The following is a 14,755-nucleotide window of genomic DNA, read 5'->3' as shown; positions in this document are numbered from 1 at the left end:
CTACAGGGGCGTGAGCTGCCCGGCGTCCGGACGCTGCCCCGGCGGCGCCTGCCCCGGCGGCGCCTGTCGGGACGGCGCCTGTCGGGACGGCGCCTGTCGGGACGGCGCCTGGCGTGGCGCCGCCTGTCGGGACGGCGCCTGGCGTGGCGCCGCCTGGCGGGGCGGTGTCTGGCGATGCGGTGTCGCGGCGACGGGGGTCGGCTGGATTCGCACCGGGTCCGGGCCGTCCGGCGCCGGGAGAGGGGTGGCCGGGCCGGCTGCCGGGGACGGTTCGGGGTCCGTTCGCAGGGTTGCCGGGGCTGGTTCGGAGTCCGTTCGCAGGGCTGCCGGGGACGGTTCCGGGGCCGCTCGCAGCGGGCCCGGCGCGGCCCGGGTCAGGACAAGGACGCCCCAGGCGGCCAGGGCCGCTCCGGTCAGGGCCAGCAGGACGCCGGCCGGGCCGCCCCGCAGGCGCTCGCCGAGGAGGGCCACGCCGATCGCCGCGGCGGCCACCGGGTTGGCCAGGGTCACCACCGCCAGCGGAGCGCCCAGGCCGCCCCGGTATGCCGTCTGCGACAGCAGCAGGCCACCGGTCGCGAAGGCCGCGACCAGGACCGCCACGCCGATCACCTGGACGCCGAGCAGCGGTCCGGTGCCGTCCGTGGCGGCGACCGTGACGGTCTGGGTCAGCGCCGAGGCGACCCCGGAGGCGACGCCGGACGCGCCCGCGTGCCGCAGGCCGGGCCGAGCGCCGGGCCTGGCCAGCGCTCCGATCAGCACCGCCGTCACGCCCGCCACCGCCACCGCCTCCGGCACGCTCAGCACATCGTCGGGGGCCGGGCCGGACGCCGTGACCAGCAGCGCGCCGAGCCCGAGCAGGGTCAGCCCGGTGCCCCGCCACTCGGCCGCGCCGACCCGCCGTCCCGCCAGCCGCGCCCCCAGGGGCACCGCCGCGACCAGGGTGAGCGCGCCCAGCGGCTGGACGACGGTGAGCGGGCCGTACCGCAGAGCGCCGACGTGCAGCAGCGCGGCCGACGCGTTCAGCGTCACCGACCACCACCACGCCCCGCTGCCCAGCAGCCGCAGTACGCCCGTGCCCGGACGGCGGGTGGCCAGCCGTTCCTGGGCGACGGCCGCGGCCGCGTAGGCGACGGCGGAGACCAGGGACAGGACGACGGCGACGAGGGCGGCGCTCATCGGCCCGCCCCCACCAGTCGGCGCCGTTCGACCGGCTGCGGACGAACCCGCAACCGGGGCCGTCCGCCCGTCGTCCCGGCCGGCCGGCGGTGCGGCAGGCGGATCACCGCGAGGGCCAGCCCGAGCAGCGCCGACGCCACCATCACGTCCAGCCAGTAGTGGTTCGCGGTGCCCACGATCACCAGCAGTGTCAGCAGCGGATGCAGCAGCCACAGCCACCGCCAGCGGGACCGGGTGGCGGCGATCAGCCCGATCGCCACCATCAACGCCCAGCCGAAGTGCAGCGACGGCATCGCCGCGAACTGGTTCGACAGCGTGTCGGTGCGCGGCGGGCCGTACACCGACGGTCCGTAGACCCGCGCCGTGTCCACCAGACCGGCGATCCCCAGCATCCGCGGCGGCGCGAGGGGGAACGTCAGGTGCAGCACCAGTGCCGCGCCGGTCAGCGCGGCCAGTACCCGGCGGGCCCACACGTAGTGCCGGGGCCGGCGCAGGTAGAGCCACAGGAGGAACGCGGCGGTGGCCGGGAAGTGCACGGTCGCGTAGTAGGTGTTCGCCACCCGCACGAGGGCGTCGCCGTGCAGCAGCAGCGACTGGACGCCGCCCTCGCCGGGCAGGTGCAGCCACCGCTCCAGGTGCCACACGTGGTGGGCGTTGCGGAACGCCTCGCCGGTGTGGCCGGTCGCCAGTTGCCGGCCGAGTTTGTAGACGAGGAAGAGTCCGGCCACGAGCAGGAGTTCCCGGACCAGGGGTGGCCTGGCCGGTGCGTCCGGCTCCGCTTCTGCAGGCTCGCTGCGGGCGTTCATCCCCCGGCCCCTTCGCTGACGGTGGTGCGTGCGGTGTTCTGGCGGCCCGTACCGCCACGGATGTGCGGCGCCGGGTGGGTACGCCTCATCGACACGGGTTCGTTGGATCGATACGGGTTCGTTCCGATACGCCAGTGTACCGATACGATCGAGTATCGGTACGATCGGGTACCGGTACACTGGCGTATCGGTACGCTGGGGTGCGGAACCCCGGACCGGACGCCGGAGACAGCACAAGAGGAGCAGCACCATGACGTCGCAGGCCGCGGACCGACCGGAGACGGTCGGCACCTCGCGCCGCTCCAAACTCACGCCCGAGCGCGAGCAGGAGTTCCTCGACGCCGTCCTCGACCGGATCCGTGAGTGCGGCTACGACGCCGTGACCATGGAGGGCATCGCCACCAGCACCCGGTGCAGCAAGTCCACGCTCTACCGGCAGTGGAAGACCAAGCCGCAGTTCGTCGCGGCGGCCCTGCGGTCGCGCCGGCGGGTGCGCTTCGAGGGTATCGACACCGGTTCGCTCGCCGAGGACCTGCGGCTGGCGGCCCGGGCGGCGGGCGCGTGGTCCGGCGAGGACACCCAGCTGCTCCAGGCGCTCGGCCACGCCGTGGTGGAGGACCCGGAACTCAAACTGGCCCTGCGCGAGGCGCTGGTCGAACCGGAGATCGCCGCGCTGCGCGAGATCCTGCGCCGCGGGGTCGAACGGGGCGAGGTGGCCGCCGGCCACCCCGCGCTGGAGTTCGTGCCGGTGCAGATGTTCGGCGTGCTGCGCGTCCGGCCGGTGATGGAAGGGGAGTACGCCGACGCGGAGTACCTCGTCCGCTTCGTGGAGGCCGCGGTGCTCCCCGTGCTGGGCCTGACCTGAGACCCAGGTCACCGTCCGTGGGATGACTGGACGGTGGCCTGCTCGCGCCGCACCGTGGGGACGGGGGCGGCGCGCACCCCCCGGCCGGGTGGGGCGCCCTTTGAGCGGAAGGGCGTTCCACCCGGCCGACAGCTTCCCGGGGCGGCGCGGCGGTCAGACGTCCTGGCCGCTGCCCGTGCCGCCCGACGTCGACACCTCGATGCCCTCGACGATCTCGTCGATGACGGACTGCTCCTCGCTGACGTCGACACCGAACCGCACGACGACGATCTGCTGCGGGTTGGCCGGCGAGGGGAAGGCCAGCGACTGGACGTAGCCGTCGGAGCCCTTGCTGGTGACGGCCTTCCAGCGGACCTGGTACCCCTTCTGCCCGGCCACGGTGACCGCCTTCGAGGACAGCACGTCGTGGGAGGTGATCGAGCCGTAGCTGTCGCCGCCGTAGGACTCCTCCGCGTTGGCCGAGATGTCCGCCTTCGCGACCTCCTCGGCGGTGGAGCCCTCGGTGCCCAGCACCATCGCCGGTGCCGAGTAGGCGCCGCCCTTGGTGCAGGAGGAGGCGCTGTTGCCGGGGCACTCGTAGGACTCGTTCGAGGAGACCTGGGCGCCGACCGTCAGTTCCTGCCCGTACCAGCCGTCCGGGACGGGCAGGCTGATCCCGCTGACCGCGTCCGGCACCGAGCCGCTCTCGATCCGGGGGGCCTCGGAGCCCTGCGGCGCGGGCGACTCGCCGTCGCCGCCGCCGGAGCCGCCGCCCGAATCGCCGAACGGGTTGTCCGGCAGGCCCTCGCCGTCCTGGCCGCCCGGGCTCCGCTGCTGCGAGACGGCGCGGTCGTCACCGTTCCCGTCGCCGTCACCGGCCAGCGCGTACACGCCGACGCCGATGCTCGCCAGTACGGCCGCCGTGACGGCCACGGCTATCCCCGTCCGCAGACCGCTCCGCCGCGGGGGCGGCGGCTGCGCCGGATACCCCGGGTGCGGGGGGTACGCCGCGTAGGCCGGCGGCGCCGGATGGCCGGGGAGGGGACCGGGCACGGGCGGCTGCCCCGGCACGGTCCCGGTCCCGGCCACGGGCGGCTGCCCGGGCCCGGCGTCGGCTGCCGTCGGCTGTCCGGGGCCGGGTTCTGCGGAGGCGGATTCTGCGGTGCCGGATTCTGCGGTGCCGGGTTCTGCGGAGGCGGGTTCTCCGGGGGCGGAGGCGGATGCGGCGGCGTCCGGCTGCCCGGCGACCGCGTCCCCCGCCACCGAAGGCTTCGCCGGCCCCGCTGCTCCCGCTGCTCCAGCCGATCCAGCCGATCCCGCCGGTCCCTCCGGCTCTGCCGCCTGCTGCGCGCCGTCCGCCGGCGGCTGTTCCGGGGGACCCCCCGCGGGACGGATCCGGTCCGTCCACGCCTTGCCGTCCCACCAGCGCTCGGTGGCGGGGCCGTCATTTGTCTGCCCGGGGTCCGGATACCACCCGGGAGGAGTCTCCTGCGTCATGTCCCCACCGTATGAGGCGTCGGTGAAAGTCGTATGAGAGGGAGGGGGACATTTCCCGCCGCCCTCCCCGCGCCCGGCGCCGCCCTCCCCGTGCCGCGTGAAATCCCCAGCGTACGGCGGCGATCGACGGCCCGGGACCCACCGTGATGCCTCTCCGGTACACGAAGTCGCCCGGTAGGGCAAGACCCGTAACGACCATACGGCGCCGTGCGGTTCGGGCGGCTAGGCTCGGAGTCGGTACGTCATTCGGGCGACTCGGGGAGGTAGCGGGATGACGGAGGCAAGGCCCACGGCAGGCGCCCCGGCCGGCCTGTGGGAGCGCGACGAGGAAGTCGCCGCCGTCGCACGGGCGGTCGACGCCCTGTGCGCGGACCGTTCGCCCTCCGGAGCCCTGCTGGTCTTCCGCGGCGAGGCCGGCCTCGGCAAGACCGCCCTGCTGGCCACCGCCCGCCGCCTCGCCGAGGCCCGCGGCTGCGCCGTCCAGCACGCGCGCGGCGGCGAGACCCTGCGGTCGGTCCCGTACAACGTCGTACGGCAGTTGCTCCAGCCCGCGCTCCTGTCGCTCCACCCCGACGAGGCCCGCGACCTCCTCGGCGACTGGTACGACATCGTCGGCCCCGCCCTCGGCACCGCCGACCCGGGCGAGCGGCAGGCCGACCCGCGGGGCGTGTGCGACGGGCTGGTCGAGACCGTACGGCGGCTGGCCGACGGCGAACCACCGCTGGTCCTGCTCATCGACGACCTGCACTGGGCCGACCAGGAGACCCTGCGCTGGCTCGCCGCGTTCGCCGAACACCTCGGCGACCTGCCCGTCCTGGTGGTGACCGCCTTCCGCTCCGGCGACGCCACCGGCGACAGCGCCCGGTACCTGGACACGGTCGCCGCTCTCGCGCACGCCCCCGTCACCACCCTGAGCCTGCTCACCCACGAGGCCGCGGCCGGGCTCACCCGCGCCACCCTGGGCGCCGGCGCCGACGACCCGTTCTGCCACGAGGTGTGGACCGTCACCCGCGGCAACCCCTACGACACCGTGGAGCTCCTCGCCAAGGTCCGCGACAGCGGCCTCGAACCCGTCGCCGCCAACGCCGCCGAACTGCGCGCCCTGAACGAGGCCGGCCGCGGCGTCGGCCTCATCGCCCGTCTGGAGGAACTCGGCGTCGACGCCCACCGGTTCGCCTGGGCCGCGGCCGTCCTGGGCACCGGCATCACCGTCTCCCTGTGCGCCGCGCTCACCACCATGAGCCGCGACGAGGCCGTACGCTGCGCCGGGCTCCTGCGGGACGACCGCATCCTCGTCGCGTCCGGCCCCGGCGACGACGCCCTGGAGTTCCGCCACCCGCTGATAGCCACCGCCGTCTACGAGTCCATCCCGGACGGGCTGCGCCGGGCCATGCACGGCATCGCCGCCCAGCTCGTCACCGACCTGGGCCTGGGCGCGGCGGCGGCCTCCCGGCACCTCCTCCAGGTCCACCCGGACGACGACGAGGAACTGGTCGAGCAGCTCCGCGAGGCCGCCCGCGAACACCTCGCCGTCGGCGCCCCCGACGCCGCCCGCCGCTGCCTGGAGCGCGCCCTTGAGGAGCCCCCGCCGCCCGAGACCCACGCGCGCGTGCTCTACGAACTCGGCTGCGCCACCCTGCTGACCTCGCCCGCCACCACCGTCGGCCACCTCCGCGAGGCCCTCGGCATGCCCGGCCTGCACGGCGACGAACGGGTGGACGCCGTCGTCCGCCTCTCCCAGGCGCTGCTCCACAACGACCAGCTGGAGGAGGCGGTCCGCACCGTCGAGACCGAGGCCGCCCGGCACCCCGACGGCCCCGCCCGCCTGCGGCTCCAGGCCGTCCAGTACATGTGGGAGGGCATCCACGCCGGCGAGTCCGTCGTACCCGGCCGCTCCGAGCGGCTGGCCGCCCTCGCCGCCACCTGCACCGGCCGGGACAACGCCGAGCGCGCTCTGCTCATCCTGCGCGCCTTCGACGCCATGACCCGCGGGGAGAGCGCCGAGGAGATCGCCGCGCTGTGCGACCGCGCCCTGGTCGACGGCCGCCTCGCCCCCGGACTCGGCTGGACCGACACCGAGTGGGGCCTGGAACTGCTGATGATGCTGGCCAGCGCCTACGCCTGCACCGACCGCCTGGACCGTGCCGACGCCCTCTTCGGCGAGGCCCTGCGCGCCTACGAGACCGCCGGCTGGAGCGGCGGCCACCTCGCCCTCGCCCACGCCTACGTCGGTCTCGGCCACCGCAGGCGCGGCCGGCTGCCCGAGGCCGAGGCGTCCCTGCGCGAGTCGCTGCGGCTGGCCGAGCGGGTCGGCCGCGGCCTGCCGCTGTACTGGTCGGCGACGTGCAACCTGGTCGACACCCTGCTCGCCCGCGGCCATGTCGACGAGGCGTGGCAGATCGCCGAGCAGTACGACTTCGCGCCGCCGTACCCGTCCACGATCGTGCTGCCCGACCCGCGCTCGGTCCGCGGCCGCCTGCTGCTCGCGGTCGGCCGCACCGAGGACGGCGTCAACGAACTGGAGGCCGCCGAGAAGGCCACCGCGGCCCGCGGCCACCACAACCCGGTGATGGTCCCCTGGGCGGTCGACCTGGCCCGCGCGCTGGCCGGCGAGGATCCCGCCCGCGCCGCCCGGCTGGCCGACGAGGCCCGCCGGCAGGCCGAGCGGTTCGGCACGGACACCGCCGTCGGGGAGGCCCTGCGCTGCGCCGCCGCGCTGGAGACGGGACGGCGCGCGGTCGGCCTCGCCGCCCAGGCCGCCGCCCGCCTGGCGGCCTCGCCCTGCCGCTACGAGCACGCCGCCGCCCAGGTCGAGTACGGCATCGCCGCCCGCTCCCCGGCCGAACTGGAACGGGGCCTGGCCCTGGCCCGCGACTGCGGCGCGGACGGCCTGGCCCGGCGCGCGGAACGGGCCCTGCGCGACGCCACCGGGCCGGACCGGACCCCCTGAAACCCCCGGACACGCCGAGCCGCCCGGAAAAACCGCAGGCCACACACTTGCGGTAGGGGTTAGGCACGCCTTACCGTGCAGACGTACCACTCAGGGACCCGGCCGTCGTGCCGGTCCGCCCGCGGCGAGCGCTCCACCGACGCAGCCTGGCCGTTCCTCCCCAGCGCCCCGAGGGCCCGGGAGGCACCCCCAAGCCGGCACTCGCTCACAGGACCGCTCTTGAACCACACCGCCACCGGTCTGTACGACCCTGCCCGCGACCACAGCGACTGCGGCGTCGGCTTCCTCACCCGTCTCGACGGCACCCCGAGCCACGACGTCATCCTGAAGGGCGACGAGGCGCTCCGCGCCATCCCGCACCGCGGCGGCACCTCCGCCGAGGGCGTCGGCGACGGCGCGGGCGTGAGCGTCGACCTGTCGGTCGAGTTCTTCGCCGCGCTCACCGGCACGGCCCTGCGCGCCGGGCACTTCGGCGTCGCCAACTGCTTCGTGCCCACCGACGCCGGCCGCCGCGCCGCCGCCACCGACCTCGTCGCCCGGAGCATCGCCGAGCAGGGCTTCGAGCTGCTGCTGGTCCGGGACGTCCCCGTGGACCACAGCGTCGCGCGGCCCGCCGCCGAGCAGTACCAGCTGCCCCTGGTGCAGTGGGTGTTCCGCGCCCCCGAGCAGTGGGAGCGCCCCGAGGTCGACGCCGCCGCCCACCGCGCCCTGCTCGCGATCGAGGCCGTCGCCTACGCCGACGACACCTGCGCGGGGCTCTACCCGCTGTCGCTGAGCGCGCGGACCCAGGTGCTCAAGGGACGCCTCAACTCCGGCGAGGTCATCGGCTACTTCCGCGACCTGTGCGACCCGCGGCACTCCGTGCGCTCCCTGTACTTCCACACCCGGTTCTCCACCAACACCGAACCGCACCCGACGATGGCCCAGCCGTTCCGCCTCATGGCGCACAACGGCGAGCTGAACACCGACCGCAAGAACCGCCTGACCGACGAGGCCCTCGCCCGCGCCCGCACCCGCTCCATCGTCCGCCCGCCGGGGCAGTCCGACTCCAGCCGCCTCGACCAGACCCTGCAGAGCCGGGTCTTCGACGACGGCCTGGACCTCGTCGAGGCCGTCGTCACCCTCATGCCGCCGGCCTGGGAGAACGACCGCACCCTGCCCGCCGCCGTCCGCGACATGCTGGAGTACTTCTCGCTGTACGAGGAGAAGAACGACGGTCCGGCGGCCGTCATCTTCAGCGACGGGGACGTGATCGGCGCCCGCCTGGACCGGCTGGGCCTGCGCCCGCTGCGCACCGTGGAGACCGCCGAGTACCTGATGGTGGCCTCGGAGGCCGGCCAGGTCGCCTTCCCCGACGACGAGGTCGTGCACCGGGGCCGCATCGAGGCGGGCGGCATGCTCGTCGTGGACCACCGCGCCGGCCGCGTCCTGCGCACCCGGGAGGTGCTCGACGCCCTCGCCGCGCGCCGGCCCTACAGCGAGCTGCTGGACGCGGCCCGCGTCAACCTCGACGACCTGCCCGCGCCCGACTACTACCGCGGCACGACCACGCTCGGCTACGACGGCGACCTGTCCCTGGCCGGCCGGTACGTGGCCTGGTCGCTGAACCAGGAGAGCTTCCGGTTCATGCTCGACCCGATGCTCGCCGACGGGTCGGAGCGGATCTCCGCGATGGGCTACGGCAACGCCATCAACGCGCTCAGCGACACCGAGGGCGGCATGGCGAAGTACTTCTCGCAGCGCTTCGCCCAGGTGACCAACCCGCCGCTGGACAGCATCCGCGAGGCCGACGGCATGAGCATGCGGGTCGCGCTCGGCCCGAAGCCCGACGGCACCGGCGAGTCGGTCGGGACCGCCGGGCGCCAGCTCGTGGTCTCCTCGCCCGTGCTCGGCCACCTCGACATGGTCCGGCTGCGCGACCAGCGGATCGTCCCGCTGGAACGTTTCGCCATGCTCTACGAGCCGGTGCCCGGGGACGCCACCGCCAACGCGGACGCGCTGCGGTCGGCCCTGGAACGGCTCTGCGACGACGTCGAGCGGTTCGCCGCCGAGCAGGGCGGCATCGCCCTCCTCACCGACCGGGCGGTCTCCTCGACGCGGGCGCCGCTGCCGGTCGTCCTCGCCGTCGCGGCGGTCAACCAGCGCCTGATCGAGACCGGGCTGCGGCTGCGGGCCTCGCTCGTCGTGGAGAGCGGCCAGCTGGCCTCCTCGCACCACGTCGCCACCGCGCTCGGCTTCGGCGCCTCGGCGGTCTACAGCCTCAGCGCCCGGCTGCGCGCCGAGGAGCGGTACCCGAGCGCACCGGCGCCCGCCGGCGAGATCACCGAGACCGACCGGGCCCTGGCCAAGTTCCGCAAGGCGGCCGAGAAGTCCCTCGCCAAGACCATGGGCCGGGTCGGGCTGTGCACCGCCGAGAGCTACATCGGCGGCGAGTTCTTCGAGCCCAACTACCTCGACACCCGCGACGACGTCTTCGCGCGGATCTTCCCGCACCTGGAGTCACCGGTCGGCGGCGTCGGGTTCGCCCGGATCGCGCAGGCCGCGACGGACTGGCACGAGCGGGCCCGGACCGTGGCGAGCGAGCAGCAGATCCCGCTGCTCGGACTGTTCAAGGAGCGGTCGGACGGGGCCGGGCACTCCTTCGGCGTCAACGCCGTACGCGGCTTCGGCGGCATGACCGAGGAACCGCCCGCCTTCGGGCGCGAGGACGACCCGGACGCCCTGCGGCTGCTCACCCTCGGCCAGCTCGACGACGCGTTCGGCATCACCGACGCCGCCTACCGCAACACCGGGTACGACGCGCTCAGCGACGCCGAGATCGACGCGTTCCGGATCACCCCCGGGTACCGCGCCTTCCTGCGCACCACCCACGAGGAACGCTCCCGGCGCCCGTCCGCGCTCCGCGACGTCCTCGCGCTGCCCGCCGACGTCACCGGGCTGCGTACGGCGGAGGACTTCGCCCGCGAGCTGGGACGCTTCTCGACCGACGGCAACGCCGGCGTCACCGCCCGCGGGGTGACCGTGACCGCCACCGGCCCCGGCACCTTCCGGCTGCGCCTCACCGACCCGGGCACCGACCGCCACACCGCCCTCGCCGAAGGGCTCGCGCACCTGGGAGCGGCCGAGACCCTCGACGTGACCGACGACGGCGTCACGGTCGCCGCCACCGGCCCCGTCGCCCGCCTCCTCGCCCTGCTCGACGAGGCACCCGGGAGCGTGCCGCTCGACGAGGTGCAGCCCGCGCACGAGATCACCCGGTCCCTCGCCTCCGGCGCCATGAGCCACGGCGCGCTGGTGGCGACCGCCCACGAGGCCGTCGCGCACGGCGCGAACATGGTCGGCGCGCTGTCCAACAGCGGCGAGGGCGGCGAGCACCACTCCCGGTACGGCACCGTCCGCGGCTCCCGCATCAAGCAGTTCGCGTCCGGCCGGTTCGGCATCTGGGCGGGCTACCTCGCCGACCCGATGCTGGAGGAACTGGAGATCAAGATCGGCCAGGGCGCCAAGCCCGGCGAGGGCGGCCAGCTGCCCGCCCCCAAGGTCACCGTCGACATCGCCGCGGCGCGCGGCGGCACCCCCGGCATCGAGCTGATCTCGCCGCCCCCGCACCACGACACGTACTCGATCGAGGACCTCGCGCAGCTCATCCACGACTGCAAGGCCGCCCGGGTCCGGGTGATCGTGAAGCTGGTCTCCTCGGAGGGCATCGGCACCATCGCGGTCGGCGTCGCCAAGGCCGGCGCGGACGTCATCAACGTCGCCGGCAACACCGGCGGCACCGGCGCCGCGGCCGTCACCAGCCTCAAGTACGCGGGGCGGTCGGCGGAGATCGGCGTCGCCGAGGTGCACCAGGCGCTGCTCGCCAACGGCCTGCGGGAGAAGGTCGTCCTGCGCTGCTCCGGCGCGCACCAGACCGGCGGCGACGTCGTCACCTCGGCGCTGCTCGGCGCCGACAGCTTCGAGTTCGGCACGACCGCGCTGATGATGCTCGGCTGCGTCATGGCGAAGAACTGCAACGTGAAGTGCCCGGCCGGGCTCACCACCAACGCCGAGGCGTTCGAGGGCGACCCGCGCGCGCTGGCGCAGTACCTGCTCAACATCGCCCACGACGTCCGGCAGATCCTCGCCCGCCTCGGGCTGCGGTCCCTGCGCGAGGCCCGGGGCCGCACCGACCTGCTCCAGCTCCTCGACCACCCGGCGAGCGTCGGCCGCCTCGACGTGCGCCGGCTGCTGGCCCGCGTCCCCGAGAAGACCGTGCCGGACCCGGAGTACCTGGAGAAGGACTTCACCACCGACGACGCCCTCGTCGAGCGCGTCCGGACCGCCCTGTTCGACCGGCGCGAGCCGTCCCTGCTCGTCGACGGCGTCCGGCTGCGCAACAGCGACAAGTCGGTCGGCGGGCAGCTCTCCATCGACGTGGAGCGGCTGCTCAACCACCAGCTCGCCGTGGACGCCCCCGCCGTCACCACCGACGACCGGGGCCGCCGCCGCCTCGCCGACGGCGCCGTCCACGTCCGCACCACCGGCTCCGCCGGACAGTCGTACGGCGTCTTCTGCAACGACGGCATCACCCTCGAACACACCGGCACCGCCAACGACGGCGTCGGCAAGAGCCAGAGCGGCGGCCGGATCGTCGTCCGCGCCCCCGGCGGCGGCAGCGCGGAGCGCGGCGGCAACGTCCTGGTCGGCAACTTCGCCCTGTTCGGCGCGACCGGCGGCCGGACCTTCGTGCAGGGCGAGGCCGGCGACCGGTTCGCCGTGCGCAACTCCGGCGCCACCGCCGTCGTCGAGGGCCTCGGCGACTTCGGCTGCGAGTACATGACCGGCGGCACCGTCCTCAACCTCGGCGGCTTCGGCAAGGGCCTCGGCAACGGCATGAGCGGCGGCTTCCTCTACCAGTACGACCCCACGGGCGAACTGCCCGGCCGGGTCAGCGCCGACTCGCTGCTCGTCTTCCCGGTGACCGACACCGCGCACGGCGCCTTCCACGAGGCGGCCGTACGGCTGCTGCTGGCCTGGCACGTGGAAGCCACCGGCTCCCCGCTCGCCGCCCGGCTGCTGGCCGACTGGGACGGCGAACGCGAGCACGTGTACTGCGGGATGCCCCGCGCGCTGCTCCTCTACCAGGACGCCGGCGAGATCCTCGCCGCCGCGACCCGGGGCGAGCTGCTGGACGAGCTGGCGACCTCGATCGCGACGGACAAGCTCCGCGCGTTCAAGGTCGACTACCGCGACCGCCGCACCGTGCTCGGCGGCCGGGCCCCGGCCTTCGGCGACCAGGGCAGCGACGACATGTTCTCGCTGCTGTCGTCGTACACCGTGCTCGGCGTCGCCCAGGACCTCGCGCTCCAGCGGGTGCCGGGAGCCACCGGCCCGGACGATCCGCGGGTCGCCGAGGCCGTCCGCAACCTGGTGCTCACCGAGGACTTCTTCGTCAAGCAGCGCGTCGTGAAGTACCTGCGCGGCACGCTGGAGCGGTTCGGCGACGACGAACTCGCCACCCTCGTCGCGACCAAGCGCCTCGACGACTACAAGTGCGCGCTCAGCCTGCGCAACAACCTCAGCATGGATGCCCCCGGCACCTACGGCTGGATCATCCACCAGACCCTGAAGAACGCCGGCCGGCTCCGCGCCGCCCGGTTCGACGAACTGCTCGCGGGCGCGGCACTGGACGACCTCGCCGCCCGCCACGCCCCGCAGCCCCCCACCGAGGCGGTGACCGCGTGACCTTCCTGCCCCCCACCGGCACCCTCATCCCGGCCGACGCGCCGTTCTCCGCCCAGCAGGAGTCCTGGCTCGCCGGGTTCCTCGCGGGCATCGCGGCGGCCGGCCGCCGGGACGCCGCGGCGGCCGACACCCCGGCGGTCACCGTCGACGTCCTGTTCGGTACCCAGACCGGCAACGCCGAGTTCCTCGCCGGCGAACTCGTCGCCGGGGCCCGCGCCCGCGGCCTCGGCGGGAAGGCGGTGGCCCTGGACGCGGTCACGCCCGAGCGGCTCGCCGCCATGTCCCACGTCCTCGTCGTCACCTCCACGTACGGCGAGGGCGAGATGCCCGACAACGCCGCACTGTTCTGGGAGGCGCTCCAGGCCGACACCGCCCCGCGCCTGGAGGCGCTGCGCTACGCGGTGCTCGGGCTCGGCGACCGCGGCTACGACGACTTCTGCCAGGCCGCCAAGGTCATCGACACCCGCCTGGAACAGCTCGGGGCCACCCGGCTGCACGACCGCGTCGACTGCGACGTCGACTTCGAGGAACCCGCGGCGGCGTGGACGGCCGCCGTCCTGGACCGCGTCGCCGCGGAGACCGGCGCGACCGGCGCGACCGGCGCGGCGGCGCCCGCCCCCGCACCGGCCGGCCCGGCCCGCTCCGCCTGGAACAAGCGCAACCCGTACCCCGCCCGCCTCGCCGTCAACCGGCTGCTGTCCGCACCGGGCAGCGCCAAGGAGATCCGGCACTACGAGTTCGACCTCGGCGACAGCGGCATCACCTACCAGGCCGGCGACGCGCTCGCCGTCGTCCCCGTCAACGACGACGTGCTCGTCGGCACCCTCCTGGAGCACCTCGGGGCCACCGGCGACGAGGACGCCGACGGACGGCCGCTCGCCGAGGTGCTGCGCACCGAACGCGAGATCCGCACCCCGTCCAGGGACCTCGTCGCCCACCTCGCCGAACGCGCGCCGACCAGCGACCTCGCCGCCGTCGTCGCCCACGGCGACCGCGCCGACCTCGACTCCTGGCTCTGGGGCCGGGACGTCCTCGACCTGCTCCGGGACGCCGGGGCCGCCGCGCCCGGCCTCGACGAACTCCTGCCGTTCCTGCGGCCCTTGCAGCCACGGCAGTACTCGATCTCGTCGAGCCCGCTCGCCCACCCCGGCAGCGTCCACCTCACCGTCGCCTCCGTCCGCTACGCCACGCCGCTGCGCCGGTACGAGGGCGTCGCGTCGACCTACCTCGCGGGCCGTGCCGACGAGACCACCCCCGTCGGCGTCTTCGTCCAGCCGAACGCCTCCTTCGGCGTCCCGGCCGACGACGACGCCCCGATGGTCATGATCGGCCCCGGCACGGGCATCGCGCCGTTCCGCGGCTTCCTGCACGAGCGCGCCGCCCGCGGCGCCGCCGGACGCAACTGGCTGTTCTTCGGCGACCAGCACCGCGCCACCGACTTCGTCTACGAGGACGAGCTGACCGGCCTGCGCGAGCGCGGCGTGCTCACCGAACTGGACCTCGCCTTCTCCCGCGACCAGGCCGAGAAGGTGTACGTGCAGACCCGGATGCGTCAGCGGTCGCGCGAGCTGTACGCGTGGCTGGAGGACGGCGCCCACGTGTACGTCTGCGGCGACGCCTCCCGCATGGCGAAGGACGTCGAGGCGGCCCTGCTGGACGTCATCGCCGAGCAGCGCGGCCGCGGCGAGGACGACGCGGCGGCGTACCTCGCCGACCTGCGGCGGGCGAAGCGCTACGTACGGGACGTGTACTGAG

At 74.9% G+C, this 14,755-nt stretch carries 7 protein-coding genes; 4 read left to right on the top strand and 3 right to left on the bottom strand.

Features of this window, described 5'->3' with window-relative positions:
- Both ACIQR3_RS24680 and ACIQR3_RS24675 read right to left on the bottom strand, forming a co-directional pair.
- On the bottom strand, positions 1-1,176 hold the full coding sequence (locus tag ACIQR3_RS24680) for a hypothetical protein (protein WP_403542511.1): 1,176 nt from the start codon (positions 1,174-1,176) through the stop codon (positions 1-3).
- Positions 1,173-1,982: a phosphatase PAP2 family protein gene (locus ACIQR3_RS24675; protein WP_403542508.1), complete on the bottom strand. Its 810-nt coding sequence runs from the start codon at positions 1,980-1,982 to the stop codon at positions 1,173-1,175. The genes ACIQR3_RS24680 and ACIQR3_RS24675 overlap by 4 nt, the downstream gene beginning before the upstream one ends.
- Before the next feature lie 250 nt (positions 1,983-2,232).
- Here ACIQR3_RS24675 and ACIQR3_RS24670 point away from each other — a divergent pair, with 250 nt between their 5' ends.
- Positions 2,233-2,847, top strand: coding sequence for a TetR/AcrR family transcriptional regulator C-terminal ligand-binding domain-containing protein (locus ACIQR3_RS24670; protein ID WP_403542505.1), 615 nt, complete (start codon positions 2,233-2,235; stop codon positions 2,845-2,847).
- Between the two features lie 153 nt (positions 2,848-3,000).
- On the opposite strand, the gene ACIQR3_RS24665 is transcribed toward ACIQR3_RS24670, so the two are convergent.
- Complete coding sequence (locus tag ACIQR3_RS24665; RefSeq protein WP_403542503.1) at positions 3,001-4,323, bottom strand: DUF2510 domain-containing protein; 1,323 nt, start codon at positions 4,321-4,323, stop codon at positions 3,001-3,003.
- Between the two features lie 271 nt (positions 4,324-4,594).
- Between ACIQR3_RS24665 and ACIQR3_RS24660 the strand changes: the two genes are divergently transcribed.
- From ACIQR3_RS24660 to ACIQR3_RS24650, 3 genes are all read left to right on the top strand, one after another.
- The gene (locus ACIQR3_RS24660) at positions 4,595-7,273 is read left to right on the top strand and encodes an ATP-binding protein (protein WP_403542500.1); all 2,679 of its coding nucleotides are present in this window, start codon (positions 4,595-4,597) and stop codon (positions 7,271-7,273) included.
- Between the two features lie 219 nt (positions 7,274-7,492).
- On the top strand, positions 7,493-13,000 hold the full coding sequence (locus ACIQR3_RS24655; RefSeq protein WP_403542498.1) for a glutamate synthase-related protein: 5,508 nt from the start codon (positions 7,493-7,495) through the stop codon (positions 12,998-13,000).
- Entirely contained in the window at positions 12,997-14,754 is a 1,758-nt protein-coding gene (locus ACIQR3_RS24650) for a sulfite reductase subunit alpha (RefSeq protein WP_403542495.1), read from the top strand. The genes ACIQR3_RS24655 and ACIQR3_RS24650 overlap by 4 nt, the downstream gene beginning before the upstream one ends.
- Position 14,755: the final 1 nt, after the last annotated feature.

This window comes from Streptomyces sp. NPDC090994 (assembly GCF_044768905.1).
GTDB lineage: Bacteria > Actinomycetota > Actinomycetes > Streptomycetales > Streptomycetaceae > Streptomyces.
The sequence above is the reverse complement of the archived record's forward strand: the minus strand, read 5'-3'. Positions and strand labels throughout refer to the sequence as shown.